This window comes from Shewanella sp. A22 (assembly GCF_053850585.1).
The window spans coordinates 1-15,895 of sequence record NZ_JBSQBN010000107.1 but is presented as its reverse complement, the minus strand read 5'-3'; the positions used below and the strand labels follow the sequence as shown (position 1 = coordinate 15,895).

Sequence of the window (15,895 nt, the reverse complement as noted above, 5' to 3'; positions counted from 1 at the left end):
ATCGAAGAAATGGACAATGCCGATTAGAAACTGGAAACCGGCACTGAATCGCTTTATTATTGAATTTGAAGAACGAATTTCAGATTATATATAAATTAGGTAGTTACACAGAATCTGTTACAGGGTCGTCAATTAAGCCAAAATCAGTTTAGCAGATAGATTGGACGTCTAAAAGGTTTGGGATCTAAATCACAATAACAACATTTTTAAATCCTTTAATATTAATACTTTAATATTTTATACTTTCAAATGTTTAGAAGTTATATTAATTTTTTAACATTTAATTTGTTAACAAATGCCTAAAACGAGTACAATAAGCGCCACGCACTATTAAATCATTATGCAAAGTTAGCTACATATCCCTCAAATACACAGTAAATTGGCTGTTGAGGCGATGGTTTATTGATGTAAAGTTTACATTATTGCTAAATTTGACTTACATTTAATGAACATTGTTGCAGTTAAATAAATTTGCTACAGAAGGAACTATCTTTCTTAATTGCATTCATAGTAAGTATATTGGATACAAAAAAATTTTATACCGTCATGCATAAGCAGCAAATTTGCATAATGGGCATTAATCGACGCAAGCAGACTCAGTAACTAATATGATGAGTTACATACAGAGTTTATATAGAGTGTTTAGTTCAGGGCAGACATAGATAAACACCAAAAAATACCGGAATATTAGCATATTAGCTAAAAAACTATTGCAATTTACTAGCTTGCGATGGCTAGAATCGAATTTTATAAAATTAGGTAATTATCATGCAAAACCCGCACATTCTGATTGTTGAAGACGAAGCAGTAACCCGTAATACATTACGCAGTATTTTTGAAGCTGAAGGCTATGTAGTCACCGAAGCTAATGACGGTGCAGAAATGCACAAAGCCATGCAAGACAATAAGATTAACTTAGTTGTTATGGATATTAATTTACCAGGCAAAAACGGTTTATTGTTAGCCCGTGAGCTACGTGAAATTAATAATATTGGGCTTATTTTCTTAACCGGTCGTGACAACGAAGTTGATAAAATTTTAGGTCTTGAAATTGGTGCTGATGATTATATCACTAAACCATTTAACCCTCGTGAATTAACCATTCGCGCACGTAACTTACTTACTCGTGTGAATAATGCTGCTGCTGAAACTGAAGAAAAAGGTTCTGTTGAGTATTATCGTTTTAACGGTTGGAGCTTAGAAATCAATAGCCGTTCTTTGGTTAACCCACAAGGTGAGTCTTACAAGTTACCACGCAGTGAGTTCCGTGCAATGCTTCACTTTGTTGAAAACCCAGGCAAGATTTTAACCCGTGCTGATTTATTATTAAAAATGACCGGCCGTGAATTAAAGCCTCATGACCGTACCGTTGACGTGACCATTCGTCGTATCCGTAAGCACTTTGAAAGCTTGCCAGACACGCCAGAAATCATCGCGACAATTCACGGTGAAGGCTATCGTTTTTGTGGTGACTTAGAAGCGTAAACAACTAACGTTAATCACAATAAAAAAACCAGGTAAATCACCTGGTTTTTTATTGCCTTTTTTCTTACGAAGAAATCTAATTAACATATCTAATTAAGTTATCTAATTAAGAAATCAAGCAAAACAATTTAGCTAAGCGATTATTTTAACTGTTGGTCTAAAAAAGCCGCCAAGGTTTTATATAAATGATTACGCACTTTCTCGCCACGCATTGAATGCTTAGATCCTGGATAATCCATCATTTGAAATAATTTACCCTCATCTTGTAACGCTTTATAAACACGAGTGCTATTTTCAAACAATACGTTATCATCCGCCATACCGTGATACATCAATAAGCCTGACTGATAATTTTTCACATAAGGTAAAATGCTACTGGCGTCGTAACCTTTTTTGTTGGTTTCAGGGTTACCCATATAACGTTCGGTATAATGAGTATCATATAAACGCCAATCAGTAACTGGCGCACCTGATATTGCCGCTTTAAAATAATCAGGTGCTTTAAACTGACTCATCAATGCCATATAACCGCCATAACTGTGGCCATAAATAGCGATGTTGTCACCATCAATAAATGGCAAACTACGCAAGTAATCAACACCTACTTTTTGATCGTTGACCTCAGCATCCCCCATGTTCTGATAAATCACATGTTCAAATTTTGTACCTCGATGGGCCGAACCACGGTTGTCTAACTGGAATACGGCATAGCCTTGCTGCAATAAATACTGAGTAAAATAATCGGCTTCGCTCCAGCTGTTAACGACCAACTGAGCATGTGGTCCGCCGTATACGCGCACTACTACCGGATATTGTTTGGCCGCATCAAAAGGAACCGGTTTAAACAAACGATACATTAAAGGCTGACCATCTTCTGCGCTTAATTGACCAAACTCTGGCATCTTCCATAAACCAGCAAGGTCATATAACGGATGTTCAGCATTAATTTCATTCTGTTCAACCCACGCCAATAATTGACCACTGTCATTGTGTAAACTGATTTGCGGTGGTTGCTGTAAACTACTAAAATAATCCAAATAAACTGGCTTTTTATCAGCAAAAACAGCTTCATGCATACCTGATTCTTGGCTAATTCGCTCAATGGAGCCCATGCCTTTATTAAGATTAACTCGATACAAATGACGCTCAACCACACTGTCTTTACGACCACTAAAGTATACCCAACCTGTCGCTTCATCGACAAATTCAAGCGCATCAACCACCCAATCACCTTGGGTTAATTGTTTAAGCTGCTTTCCTTGTAAATCAAATAAATATAAATGATTAAAGCCGTCACGTTCAGAGCCCCAAATAAAGGCTGCTTGTTGCTTTAGGAAGTGCAAATCTTTGTTTAAGTTAACCCAAGCATTACTGCGTTCTTCAATCACGGTGTCAGCTTGCTTCGGGTTGGCTATGGAAGCGATGCGTAAATCCAGTGTTTGCTGATCGCGGCTTTGCCATTGAAATGACACATGTTGGCTATCTGGTAACCAATCAACACGTGGTAAATACATATCTTTTTGTTTGCCTAAATCAATCCAGTTTATATTGCGATCTTTTAAACTCACCACTCCTAACGCGATCTCAACATTGGCCTTACCTGCATAAGGATAACGCTGCTCGGTTAATTTAATGCCTTCGGCATAAATTTCATTGCGTGTCACTAACTCAACACCCGTTTCATCAATACGCGTAAAAGCAATGGCCGACTCATCTGGCGCCCACCAATATCCAGTCATACGATCCATTTCTTCTTGGGCGACAAACTCAGCCATGGCATTTTTAATCGGCCCTTTACCGTCAATAGTTAGGGCGGTGACGAGTTTAGTTTCAAGCGACAATACATATAAATTTTGATCGCGCACAAATGATACAAAGTGACCTTTTGGAGACAAACGCGCATCGGTGGCAAAACCATCTCCGGTTGCTAGCTCTGCGACCTCATTATTAGCAACATCATATAAATACAGTTTACCCGCAGCAGGAATTAAAATACTGGCGCTGTCTTCAGACCAAAAATATTCCATGATCCCTTGACCATAAATACGTTGGCGTTCGCGGCGGGCTTTTTCTTCATCAGACAATTCCCCACCTTCTAATTGATCTGCATTAATCAACATGCTGCGCTTGCCTGTGGCGATATCCATTTGCCATAAATCATAAAAATGCTGGTTATCTGCTCGGCTCGATAAATAGGTCACCCTCTTTCCGTCTGGTGACAATGCCAACCCACGAGGACTTGAACCCGCTAATGCTGGCGATGCGTGAATGCGCTCAATGCTCAAAGGCATAGTATTACCCTTGATCGCGGTCAGTGTAGCTGTGGTTGATGAGTTCATGATGCTGCCTGTATGGGTTGTTGCTGTTGCCGAAAAAGTCGAGCTGGTAAAAAGAAGTGGCACGGCAGACACTGCCGCTAAAGCATGATGTTTCCATGTTGTTGTCATTATTATTAATCCTTAGGCAATTCAATCCGCCCACATTTTGCCTTAATTTGTAGCAAAACCAAAACCCAAGATAACAATCGCTGAAATTAGCTTCATTGTGGGGTATCATTTACACATAAGAATTAATGACATCGACCTTAACCTCAACCTCGCAAAATCTCATAGGAAAAATCATGCAGACTTTGGCACAAACCCTTAGCGCACAAGCCGTAAATGCGTCTTTAACAACATTACTGTTAACCTTAGCTGATACATCAAAAGCCATTAGCGGCGCCGTTCGTCACGGTGCATTAGCAGGTGTTTTAGGTGCAACTGATCATGAAAATGTGCAAGGCGAAACCCAGAAAAAACTGGATGTGATCACCAATGATATGCTTAAAGATGCGCTTAAAGCCGACGGCCATGTGCGTGGCTTAGCGTCTGAAGAAGAAGATTATGTAGTTGAAGTCAATGCCCAAGGTGAATACCTAGTGTGTTTTGATCCGCTAGATGGTTCATCGAATATTGACATCAATTCACTTGTCGGTACCATTTTTTCAGTATTGCCAGCGCCTACAGGCGAGTTAAACGAGCAAAGCTTTTTACAAGCAGGCCGCAAACAAGTCGCGGCGGGTTATGTACTCTACGGACCATCTACCATGATGGCGTTAACCACTGGTAAAGGTACTCAGTTTTATACTCTGGATCCAGACAGCCAAGAGTTTTTACTGACCAACGATAACGTGCAGATAACTCCAGACACAGCAGAATTTGCTATCAACATGTCAAATCAGCGCTTTTGGGAAGCACCAATGCAAACTTACATTGCTGACTTACTACTCGGTGAAATCGGTCCACGCGAGCAATCATTTAACATGCGTTGGATTGCTGCAATGGTGGGCGATGTGCATCGTGTATTATGTCGTGGTGGTATTTTTACTTATCCGACAGATAATAAAAATCCAAACAAACCCTTCAAATTGCGCTTAATGTACGAAGCGAACCCAATGGCATTATTAGTTGAGCAGGCTGGCGGTAAAGCGTCTACAGGTTATGAAACAATTTTAGATATTCAGCCAACGGCAATCCATCAGCGCGTGGCAGTGATTTTAGGCAGCACTAATGAAGTTGACACCTGCTTGAGCTATCACGGTATTGATTACAGTGAAGAGCCATCAATTGACTAACAGGCCTCTGTTAAGGGTAACAACGCTTGTCAAACAATCTACATATACATTTTAGCCCTTAACGTAAAAAGCAGTTCAATGGCCCATTGAACTGCTTTTCATCACCATAGATTACATCATCATACTATTCATTATCAGTAACAGATTTTTTATTGTTTAATTGATGTGCTTGTTCAGTTTGATCAACAATAGTTAATACCGCGGTGTCACCCACTACGTTACATGACGTTAGTACCATATCGATAATACGATCTAATGCAGCAACAATAACAAACGCCTCGACAGGTAATCCTAATTGATAAATCAATACGCCAATCATCACCATTCCACCGCCAGGTACACCACCTGCGCCCACTGACAGTAAAAACACACTGAATAATAACGATGGGATTTGATCATTACTGATTGGCATACCAAAGGCGTTGGCAACAAAGAAAATAGCGATAGTAATATAAATCGATACTCCGCCCATATTCATGGTCGCGCCTAGTGGCACACCAAAACCAGCAACCGCTTTACTCACACCAAGCTTGTCGGTTAATGTGCGCATAGTGACAGGGATGGTGGCATTAGAACTGGCTGTTGATAGCGAGAATAAAATTTGCTCTTGGGTTTTGTCGCGAAAGGTTTTCGCCGAAATGGGGGTAAATAAGCTGACAGAATATGGGTATACGATAAAAATCCAAATCAACAACAATGCCAAAATAAGCACTAAATATTCAACCACACTAACAAAAATTTCAGGCTCTAAGGTCGCACCTAGTTTAAACATTAATGCAAACACACCGTAAGGCGCTAGGCTCATGACCACTGAAATTAAACGCATCATGATTTTATTGGCTGTTTGAAAACCTTTAACCGCACCTTCAACCGAGGCACCCATTGATTTTATTACCCCGCCCATTAGCAGCGCCATAAAAATCACTTGTAACATATTGCCAGAGGTAAAAGCGGAAAATGGATTATTGGGCACAATGCTAACAATTAACGACATTAAGTCGGGTAATTCTGTGGCGGTAATATCCAGTGAACCACTGCTCGACATATCCACGCCCTTACCAGGCTCAAACACCATTGCAACAGCAAAGGCTGCTGTGATCGCCACCATGGTATTAATAATATAAAAGCCAAAAGTTTTACCGCCTAAACGACCAAAGCTTTTTAAATCTTGTAACTCACACACACCACAAACAATGCTGACAAACACTAAAGGTACGACGAGCATCATGATCATGTTAACAAACATGGTGCCAATGCCACTTGCAAAGGTCACTAATGTTCCGCCAAAAAAGGTATTGTCGGCGAGTGCAAACTGGACAAAACTGCCCAGTAGAACACCTAAAAATAGACCGATAAAGATCCGTGCTGAAAGTGATTTTGTCATGTACTAATTTCCCATTCGAAATGGCAACTTCTGTTGCTGATTATTGTTATACCAATCCTGGTGTTTATACTTTTCGATCGTTGAAATACTGAGTCATAGCGCAACATATTTCAATCACCTTATTAACAAAAATGGTTACTAAATAATCGCTTAGTTTTTAGCGACTATAAAAACACTATATAACAAGTGGTTAGGTTATTAAGGATGGATTAGTTTAGTAAAGTGAATGACTTAAAATGGATGCAACGGAATTAGGTGGTGAGTAAAGAATTACTGGCGAATGTTTAACAAACTGAGTGGTAAAGAGTTAGCCAACATATGTTGCTGCTTAATACTGACATTATTACGCCCAAGCCAGTGAACTAACGTTAACCATTGCGGATAATATACTGTAGATGACGAGCCCGATGGCGCATGTTCATTTGCTGTCAATGTCGATGCAGACTGAAACAATAATCCATTAAGATAAGTCCATTGCTTATGTTGTTTATGAAAGTCAGCCGTTGAATTTACTTGCGTTATCGCTAATAACTTTTCAGGCGATTCCAGTGCCAACGTCGGTACAAGCATACTGCGGCACGACTCAAGCGTATTGGCAATCATCAGCCCAGCGGGATCAAGGTCAGTAAAAGCAATGATATTTATCGTAGTTGAGCTAAGTTGGTGTAGAAAACGCTTTCGACCTGCGGGTGAATGATCATGACTACCGCGGTACAACACCACACAATTATTGATAATGGCCTGCAAATCGGTTGCAAATACATAATCAAAAAAGTTATCAAAACTGTCGAGGTTTTCGACCACGACGAGATTAGCGAGATTGAGTTGCTGACAAAGCGCAAGCGCATTGTCGACCTTTAACCGTAATGAACAGTGATGCACCGAAACTAAATCGGCCACTAAGCCAGTCACTAGGCTTTTAGATACGCTAGGCGCCAATTTAATTAATACATAATCAGCTTCTGGGCTGATATTGGCGTATTTCTCATTGGCGCTGAGCTGCGACATTTGTTGACGAGGCACATCAAAATCGAGCTCAAGAATATCCAGTCCTGAATCTTTTAAGGTCATTTCTCTAAGTAAGTCCCAATCCTTTGGGAGAAACTCTAAATGTTTGCCAGATGGACTCACATTCCCGATTTCAAACAAGGCAAAAATGAATTGCCAATTGCGATTATAGCTCACTTTCGCCACTCGCTTAACCACCACATTGGCGATTAAATTAAGCTGCTGTTTTGAAAGTGATGCCATAACCCGTCCTTATGTAAACACGCCGACTAACCTAGGCTAGCCATAACTCAACATCATGAATAATAAAATTACCGTTATAGACAGGATCAGGCTTACCTATTGGCTCCAGCTCAAAGTAATTTTTATGCTCATCAGCCAGCCCTTCATAGCCGCCAATCACCTGATAAAGCCAACTTTCAGCATCCCACTGCAGTTGTTTCTCAGTTAAATAACTCAGTGCCGATTGACGTAAACCAGAATCAATCACTTCGCAGAAATATTCATCAACTGCTATTTTGAGTGGATTTTCTGGAATATCAAAATCTTCAGTATCGCCCATTTCAAAAGTCACATTTTGATCGCGAACAACTGACGGTAAAGCATCACGGCTAATCGCTTTCACCTGCGCGACTATGCTCATTAGTTCGAGCTCATGATGCGGATTACTCACATCAACACTTGCGGGTGCTAATAAGGCTTCAGCACAGTTAAATAAACTCGGCACAGCTTTGTGACCAACATGGTTATCAACTTGATAATCGGGATGCATGTCAGTGTGTAATAGCCAGCCTTTCAGTAATCTTGTGCGTCCTTGTATTTGTCTAAATCGGCCCAGTAATTCATATAATCGGCCTTGAACAATACTTAATTCTTGGGTGCACTGACTTAAGGTTTCTTGCAAACTTGTCATCAACAGTCGGCGCAATTCACGAATGTCACCGGCAATTTCACCAAGCTCACTAAATTGGAACATCTCTAAACCGTTGAGTAGATCCGATACTTGGCTCTGGGCTAATTCATTCTCGCGAATTTTGGCACTAATGGTTCCCACATAACCAAACTCGTTATTAATCCGGCTCCACAACACCCTAATCGAATAACGCAAACTGTCAGTAAAACTGTAGACATGCTCATTCAAGTCGGCCAAATAGGCTTCAGCGGCGCTATAATCAACATTATGACGCGCTTCTTTGTAATGATCGGCAAGGGTTTTAATGGTGGCAAGGGATGAGCCTACATTCGAGTCAATTTGACGATTACGCTCATCACTTAACGCCTCTTCAAGTAACGCCCTTACTGAACGCTTTAAGCGCAATTCTTGATCCGGTTCTGGACGCCATAAAATGCCGCTTTTTTTAAGTTTTTCGATAACGCCAGCATCATGGGTTGAGTCACTAATCGATCCAGCCAAATACGCATCCATGATGACATCGGCATGCCGCCCGAGTTGTTTGAGCAGTTTTACCCCAGCTTGGTGTAAGTTGCTGCTCATATCAGATCCCTTTGAGTTGCCGTTTCTGCCTGTGCCTCAAGGCTTAAGCCTTCGGTTTCATCAATAAAACGGATCACTTCATATAAATAATCAAGCTTACCGGTAGCAATATAAATCTGTTTTTCACTGTTCGGTTTGCTTAGGTAGCCCAGTTCAACCAAACGTTTAAAGACTAATTTAATTTGGCCGTCGACATTACTACTTGTTGAGCCAAATAAACGATATTGGCTCAACTTAGCCAATTGCTCTCTAAACGCTGGCGTGTCTTCAATACGTGCTTGTAAATCGGTTAAACGAATGGGCGCGCCTTCGCTTAATGGTGCATCTTGGCCGCTAGCTTCTTGTACCAGTACCAACCATTCCACCAGCGGAATAAGCGCCGAACAAATGTCTTTAAACTGCGATGAAATAACTTTCCGCTCTGCATCACCCAATTGTAAGTAACCGCAAAAAAACACTTCACCTTCACCAGCGCTGGCCAATGTACGGTTAATTTGATTTAAGTAGCTTTCTACTCGCTCACGAGTGCTGTTATTTTTCAGCGCGCGCCAGCCATCTTCGTTGGTGACTCGGCAAATAAACTCACCGCGAAGCAGTTGTTCAATTAACGCACTGGTACCCACTAAGGTTGTTTCATTTTCGCCTGACATTAGATGTGCTCCTTAGTCGTCTCTGCGTTCGCTATTTTTGCATTATGTTGCGATAAACGTGCCGCTAACGGATTGGCTTGGGGCTTCACAACTTGCAGTTTTTTAGTTTGTTTATTAATGATGTAGCGGTTAGCAAACAGGTTTAGCACTTCAGATTCAGGGTTAGGGAAAGCACCTAATACGCTAATATTATTATTTTCACAGGCGTCAAAAATCTTCTTCACATTGGTGTGATGCAATGTTCCCAACTCATCAATTGGCCAATGAATAGTCACGTCTGCCTTACCGCGTAATAAGCGAGTAAATGCTAATAAGAATTTACATAAAATCAAATACGCCATGCCGTGACTAGATGACTCGTTTAGCTGACGGTCAGTACGAATAATTAAGTCGCTATTACCTTCTTTTAGCCGTAGCTCAATTTCGAGCAATTTAGCAATGCCACCGGTTAGCGCTGCACGACCAATAATGTCTAAGGCGCGGCGCATTGAATTGGTGTAATGCTCGTCAGGGAGTTGACTAAAGCCGTCGGCTTTCCAAGCTTTAAAGGCTTTTACAAACACTTCCAGTTCAGGCCAAAACTCAAGTTCACTAATGCGTGACCGAATGCGCACGGCTGATTCAGACACGCCATCGAGGAATAACTCTTCACCGACTTCGCGAGTAATACGAGCACTTTGGCTGGCAATTCGGCGATCGATATCGGTTAACACGTCATAAAACGCGGTTAAATCAATACCAAAAATACGCCCTTGTTCGCGAATAGCCATCAACGATTGCGGCACCATGACATTCAGTAGTTGTTCAAGTTGTGGCACTAATTTGCGATAGTCGAGTAAGCGAATACCTTTGTCACTAACAAAGCTTGATTCATCACGGGCGCGCTCCCAAAACTCAGCTAAACTCGAGCCTGATTTACTGGCAATGACCGAATCAAAGTGCTCTACATATTGCTTAACAGAACCCATTAAATAGTCGCGTTTTAGCAACAGGTCTTCACCTTGGCGTAGGCGCTCGCCTATGCCACCAATGGCTTCGTCGTTATTAGGTGGTAATTTAAGCTCAGCGAGTTTGCGCATTACCGCGCGCAGTTTTGTGAGGTTTTCTGACGCCTCAACTTGAGCGGCATCACAGGCTTTACGATCGGTTTCTAACGTAGTGCGGCGCTGTTTAATGTCAGCTGTTTTGGCTTTTAATTGTTGCTCAAGTTCTAATGCGGCACGCTTGACTTCAGCAAGTTGAGTTTGCAGTTTTGGCTTACGCGTTAACCAAGTATGTTGATACCAATCATCAAAGCGTAATACATCGCTACGACGTTGTTCTGCTTGGCTAATTTTGGCTTCAAGATCGCGTATTTGCTTTTTAAGTGCCAAAATAGTGCCTTCATCGACACCGCGAGATTTAAGTTCGTTTTTATACCAAGTTTCACAGGCTTTTTGTTCGGTTTTAGCCGTCAACCGGCGCTGCTCTATATTGGCTTTAATTTGGCCTAATTGGTTATCAATGGCGCCAACCACTTCTTGCCAGTAAGCGTTTTTGTCCATGCGTGCTTCAAGTGCTTGCTCTTTTTGTTCTGCAAGCCATTCAAGATGCTGGTTATGAAGCTGTTTTAGTTCGTTATCGAGCTGTACTAATCGTTTGCCTGATTCGGTTTTGCGATCGGCTACGGCTTGGTTAATCTTTTGTTGTTCGCTGCGTTTTTCATCAAATAGGCGACGTAAATCTTCACGGCTGTTTTTATAGGCTGTGCGCGCAAATGTCAGCTCACGGGTAATCACATCAAGGGCGTTATTCATTGCCACCAGTTGATCTTCGGCTTCCGCATGCATTTCTTGGGCGCTTTTCAATGCCTCTTCAGCTTTAGCAAAACGAATACGCAAGTCTTGCTCTGTTGCAGCATATTCCGGCACATCAATGGCATTTAAATCTAGATTCACCCCAAACAAAGCTTCGCTACTGTCTTTTGCCAAACTTGGGTGTAAATCACTGCGATGTAATAGCTCAGGAGCGATGACCTTACCAAATGACTGTTCCCAGCCTTGCGCTTCTTTGCGTAAAAACTCCAACAGTGTATGCGACTGTGGAAACAGCATATGATGCAGTTCTTCTTTGGTGTTTTCACGCTCGTTAATACGAATACTGGCAATGCGCAGTGCTTCATTAGCTTGGTCGCGTTTGGCTCGTTGTTTACGCTCTTCTGTGGTTAAGCGTTCCACTTTTTGGTTGCAGGTTTCTTGCTCTTCGTCGGCTAAGCTGATGCGCTCATCAAAAATGGCCAAACGCATTTTTTCATCTTCGGTGTAAGTCACACCGTCAACTTGATGCTTAAGCTCGGCAGCCGTTAACTTAAGCTGATATTCTTGCTCGCTGAACTTGGCTTTACCTGCGTCGGTTTGATCGCGCCATTGTTGCTCAAGTTTAGCCAGATCGTCGTTAGCTAACTCGCGCTGCTTGTCACGAGCTTCCCGTTGAGTGTCCTGTTCAGCATGTAATGTTTCGAGTTCGCGATGTAACTGTTCGGCAATTTTATTACGTCTGGCATTAAAAGCAGACTCAATATCTTGATGCTTTTCGGTTTGTAGCTTGTGACGCTCGTTAAGGTTTTCAACGTCGCTACGCCAATTGGGTAAATTGTCTAAATCCGCTTTAGCTTGTTCAATATCGGCATCTAAAAAAGCCGCATGCTGGTCTTCAATTGCATCAAGCTCATCCTCAAACTTGCCTACATCACCTTTGGCGGCAGATAATTCTTGGTTTAATTCATCACGAATGTCTTTCCATTCATCATCGAGTAAGCGCAATTTAAGATTGAGCTCTTTGCCTAGAGTTTGATTGCGATCTTGACGCTCGGCTTCAAGGGTTTCATCGTCTCGATAGCCACGGGACAAACTAGCTAAACGTAATTCTGCACTTAATAGTTGATTAAACTCTTGTTCAAGCTTGTCGTACTCCGGGCGTATTTGCTCAAAGCCTTGGACTAATTGACTCTCACGTATCCAAGTTTCAACCCGCTGTGGGTTCAGTCTAGACGTTGGCGGGTTAACCCCATCCTCTTCTAAAATGGCCGCGATCATTGATTTGACCGTTTCCATTTTACCTTCTTTAGAGTGAACCGCTTTAGCCAATTTTTCAATATGACGCAGGGAGTGTTCACCGTCGCATAATGAGAATTGTCGCGCGTATGTCCGCAGCTCATTACGATTGCTACCAGTGTTTAATAAGCTGCGATCATTTTGAATGATCGCACGAAACTCACGGGTATTAATTAAATTGGTATGAGCAATACCATCGCGTTTTACTTCGCGGCCTAATTCGGCCATCGAATGACAAATAATCGTGTCGCCATTACGTGATTTAATATAATGCTCTAATTCAAAACCTCGGGCGATAAAACGGTAATTGACTCCTTTACCGTCACCTGCCGACGCTAGCACGGCTTGATAAAGTAAACCGTCATCTTTTTGGTATTCATAAATAATGTAGCTGGAGTCATGGGGTAAATACCAACGTTCGAAACTGTCACGTGTTGACGGCACTACGCGACTGGGATACTCGCCATAAAAAACGGGCACCAATCGTTGTAACGTTGTTTTACCAGACGCATTGGTACCACAAATATTGGTGTGACCCTTTAATAACAGTTCGACCACACCCGGTAGGTGGGTATTAATTAACACGATTCTAATCAAGCTTGGCATGATAATCCTTTTCCAAACAACTCACATTGCAGTGACCACGAAGCAAAAATACAGTTGAAAAATAACGCCTATTTATTCGATTCAATTAACCTAAAACAAACATTGACCGGAGGCAACTTTCAACCACAAAAATGGGCTTTATAATACGCTAAATAATTAAAAAATGGCGCTTAACAATGCCGTTAACCGTCAAAAATGGTTTATTCGTAATAAAGGTTCCTTTGTTGTATAAATTCCCCTCCGTCTGTAAAGGTCGAGCAGACGCAAAAACGCAGAGATTTCTCTCTGCGCTTTTTATCATAATGGGGCTTAATTTAAATCGAAACTACAGTTTAAATTGTGAGGTTGCATGCCTAAGCTCATTGGCAAAACCATCTAGTCCTTCTGAAATATCCTGCACTTCAGCAAGAATACCGAGAGTTTGTTCGAATGATGCATTCATTTCAGCAACGTTATTGGCAGCCTGCGAAGCCACCAAAGATTGCTGTTCAGTAGCGGAGGCGATATGAGTGTTCATGCTATTAATGCTGACAATTTTTGATTGAATTGAGCTGAGTGCTGCACCTGTATCTTTGGCAAAACGTTCATTTTCTGATGATTTGGTTATCGCCACATCCATAGTGCTGACCGACGATTCAGCCGCAATTTTCAATTGGTCAAGTACACCACGGATCTCTTTGGTAGCATCAGCTGTCTTGGACGCTAATGCACGAACTTCATCAGCTACAACGGCAAAACCCCGTCCATGTTCACCAGCTCGAGCAGCTTCAATAGCGGCATTTAACGCAAGTAAATTAGTTTGTTCTGCGATTGAGGTGATCACATTTAGGATTGAACCAACACTTTCGGTGTCTTTGGCTAGCTCATTAATAGAATTTGACGCAAGTTCAATACCTGAATTAAGTTCTTGTGAAATTCTCACCGTACGTTGTACTACAGCTAAGCCTTCTGTCGCTTCTTGCTCCGCAACTTGAGCGGCCTCTGCGGCTTGTTGAGCACGTTGCGAAATCTCATTTACTGAATGGCGCATGTCCTCCATTGACATATGCACAGTTTTAGCATCATTGCTTTGTTGTTTGGTCGCGTTAGTGGCAACGGTCATACGCTCTTTTAACGATGATGCACTGTCTAATAATGGTTTTGTGACACTAACCACTCGTTGAATAGAGTCTGCAAGCAAACGTAAAAAACGGTTAAAATTACTGGATACTTGACCTAACTCGTCGGTCCCCGTCACAGCCAGTTGATGGCGTAAGTTACCTTTACCATCAGCTAATTCTCCCAATGAATTAGCAACATCTCCAGCAGTTCCACTGATAGATCTCGCAATAGAAATAGTAACAATGATCATAAATATCAATAACGCAGTACCGATACCAAATGAAAGATATAAACTGTGTTCAGAACGATCACCAGCCTCTTTAATAGTAGAACTAAATTCCGCGATTTTATCGGCTTTATAAGCAGTGATCCCACTCGTTAGATTGTCAAAAATCTTGGCTTTTTTCTGACTAATCCCTCCAACATTTGCCATATCAATTGAGCCATCGAGCATTCCTCTTGCTAAGGACAATGTCATGGTATTGTATTCATTCAGGCTTTGTAATAATTGAGATAACAATCTTGCTTGTTTTGAATCTAAATCGGTTAGGTTAGTTAAGTTACCTTTAAGAGATTGAAAGGTTTTTTCTGCGTTACTGAGCAAGTCTTCATCGGCAAATGATACTGCCTGTATATATAACTCATCTAAACGTTGCACATAAATGACGTTCTGATTTGCAAGTTCAACACGTTGCGCAACCTTAGTTTCCATAAATGACAACGTATTGCGATTTTTATTAATTGCAACGGTACTAATACCAAGGTTAACGGCAAAAATAATAACCGATAAAATAAAAATCAATCCTACCTTTCTAAAAATTGACATATTACTAAACCAACTCATAACAGCGCCCCCAAGCGATAATCAACTGAACATAAAAAATGTGAAACATCTCAAACGGCTATACGGTTATTGAGAAAAATCGAGCCTCATCTCAATCCTTGAGGTTGTCGTGCTGTTGATAATTCCGGACAAAATATGAAATATATCGATAAAGCCAATACTCTTTATGGATACCAAATCGTTGTTAATGGACCATATTCACGGCGTACAAAACGATTTTCTGACATAAATAACTATCGACCTGAACGTCATTTACTTGAATTTTTCTAATATATTAGCGTCTTTAATCGTTACACCAATTCCAATAATTATCTTGTCATTCAGCTGGAGTTCTGCACCCTCTATGCTAGTAATAGGTTATAGGGCTAGTTGTTATAGACAACTAGTCCTGCGTTGCCCCAATTTCCTGCATCTGGCTACCATGGTGAGAATGGCGTATTTTTTATGGAAAAAAATAGACCATGCAGTCGTATTTTGAAAGCATCTAACAAAGCATAAAGGACTTTGAAACCCGCCAGAATGGAGTCTCTCAGGTATTCCACTTCTGTGTTACATCGATTTAAAAGGCAACAACCATTTCTACATCAATGTGCCTTGAATTGAAAAACCTGAGAGAC

9 protein-coding genes are annotated in these 15,895 nt (G+C 41.3%); 2 read left to right on the top strand and 7 right to left on the bottom strand.

Going from position 1 to position 15,895, the window contains the following annotated elements; genetic code table 11:
• The first annotated feature begins 768 nt into the window (after positions 1-768).
• Positions 769-1,485, top strand: coding sequence for a two-component system response regulator ArcA (gene arcA, locus ACWXWT_RS16205; protein ID WP_456042614.1), 717 nt, complete (start codon positions 769-771; stop codon positions 1,483-1,485).
• 140 nt (positions 1,486-1,625) lie between these two features.
• Here arcA and ACWXWT_RS16200 read toward each other — a convergent pair whose 3' ends face one another.
• A complete protein-coding gene (locus tag ACWXWT_RS16200) occupies positions 1,626-3,932 on the bottom strand; it encodes a S9 family peptidase (protein WP_456042613.1) in 2,307 nt (768 codons plus the stop codon).
• Positions 3,933-4,105: 173 nt separating this feature from the next.
• Here ACWXWT_RS16200 and ACWXWT_RS16195 point away from each other — a divergent pair, with 173 nt between their 5' ends.
• Positions 4,106-5,098, top strand: coding sequence for a class 1 fructose-bisphosphatase (locus ACWXWT_RS16195; RefSeq protein ID WP_456042612.1), 993 nt, complete (start codon positions 4,106-4,108; stop codon positions 5,096-5,098).
• Between the two features lie 124 nt (positions 5,099-5,222).
• Here ACWXWT_RS16195 and ACWXWT_RS16190 read toward each other — a convergent pair whose 3' ends face one another.
• The 6 genes from ACWXWT_RS16190 to ACWXWT_RS16165 form a co-directional block, all read right to left on the bottom strand.
• Positions 5,223-6,482, bottom strand: a complete 1,260-nt coding sequence (locus ACWXWT_RS16190) for a dicarboxylate/amino acid:cation symporter (protein ID WP_456042611.1) — start codon at positions 6,480-6,482, stop codon at positions 5,223-5,225.
• A gap of 270 nt (positions 6,483-6,752) precedes the next feature.
• Positions 6,753-7,733, bottom strand: coding sequence for a DUF7281 domain-containing protein (locus ACWXWT_RS16185; RefSeq protein WP_456042610.1), 981 nt, complete (start codon positions 7,731-7,733; stop codon positions 6,753-6,755).
• A 31-nt stretch (positions 7,734-7,764) separates the two neighbouring features.
• Positions 7,765-8,985, bottom strand: coding sequence for a phosphoenolpyruvate carboxylase (locus ACWXWT_RS16180; protein WP_456042609.1), 1,221 nt, complete (start codon positions 8,983-8,985; stop codon positions 7,765-7,767).
• Entirely contained in the window at positions 8,982-9,635 is a 654-nt protein-coding gene (locus ACWXWT_RS16175; RefSeq protein WP_456042608.1) for a condensin complex protein MksE, read from the bottom strand. Before ACWXWT_RS16175 ends, ACWXWT_RS16180 begins: the two co-directional genes overlap by 4 nt.
• Positions 9,635-13,333: an ATP-binding protein gene (locus ACWXWT_RS16170; protein WP_456042607.1), complete on the bottom strand. Its 3,699-nt coding sequence runs from the start codon at positions 13,331-13,333 to the stop codon at positions 9,635-9,637. The genes ACWXWT_RS16175 and ACWXWT_RS16170 overlap by 1 nt, the downstream gene beginning before the upstream one ends.
• A 325-nt stretch (positions 13,334-13,658) precedes the next feature.
• Positions 13,659-15,278 carry a methyl-accepting chemotaxis protein gene (locus ACWXWT_RS16165; protein WP_456042606.1) on the bottom strand — a complete coding sequence of 540 codons (1,620 nt, stop codon included), beginning with the start codon at positions 15,276-15,278 and terminating at the stop codon, positions 13,659-13,661.
• Positions 15,279-15,895: the final 617 nt, after the last annotated feature.

Excerpts from the sequence above, each read along its gene's own strand:
- arcA (WP_456042614.1), top strand. The coding sequence starts at position 769 with ATGCAAAACCCGCACATTCTGATTGTTGAAGACGAAGCAGTAACCCGT.
- ACWXWT_RS16200 (WP_456042613.1), bottom strand. The coding sequence starts at position 3,932 with ATGACAACAACATGGAAACATCATGCTTTAGCGGCAGTGTCTGCCGTG.
- ACWXWT_RS16195 (WP_456042612.1), top strand. The coding sequence starts at position 4,106 with ATGCAGACTTTGGCACAAACCCTTAGCGCACAAGCCGTAAATGCGTCT.
- ACWXWT_RS16190 (WP_456042611.1), bottom strand. The coding sequence starts at position 6,482 with ATGACAAAATCACTTTCAGCACGGATCTTTATCGGTCTATTTTTAGGT.
- ACWXWT_RS16185 (WP_456042610.1), bottom strand. The coding sequence starts at position 7,733 with ATGGCATCACTTTCAAAACAGCAGCTTAATTTAATCGCCAATGTGGTG.
- ACWXWT_RS16180 (WP_456042609.1), bottom strand. The coding sequence starts at position 8,985 with ATGAGCAGCAACTTACACCAAGCTGGGGTAAAACTGCTCAAACAACTC.
- ACWXWT_RS16175 (WP_456042608.1), bottom strand. The coding sequence starts at position 9,635 with ATGTCAGGCGAAAATGAAACAACCTTAGTGGGTACCAGTGCGTTAATT.
- ACWXWT_RS16170 (WP_456042607.1), bottom strand. The coding sequence starts at position 13,333 with ATGCCAAGCTTGATTAGAATCGTGTTAATTAATACCCACCTACCGGGT.
- ACWXWT_RS16165 (WP_456042606.1), bottom strand. The coding sequence starts at position 15,278 with ATGAGTTGGTTTAGTAATATGTCAATTTTTAGAAAGGTAGGATTGATT.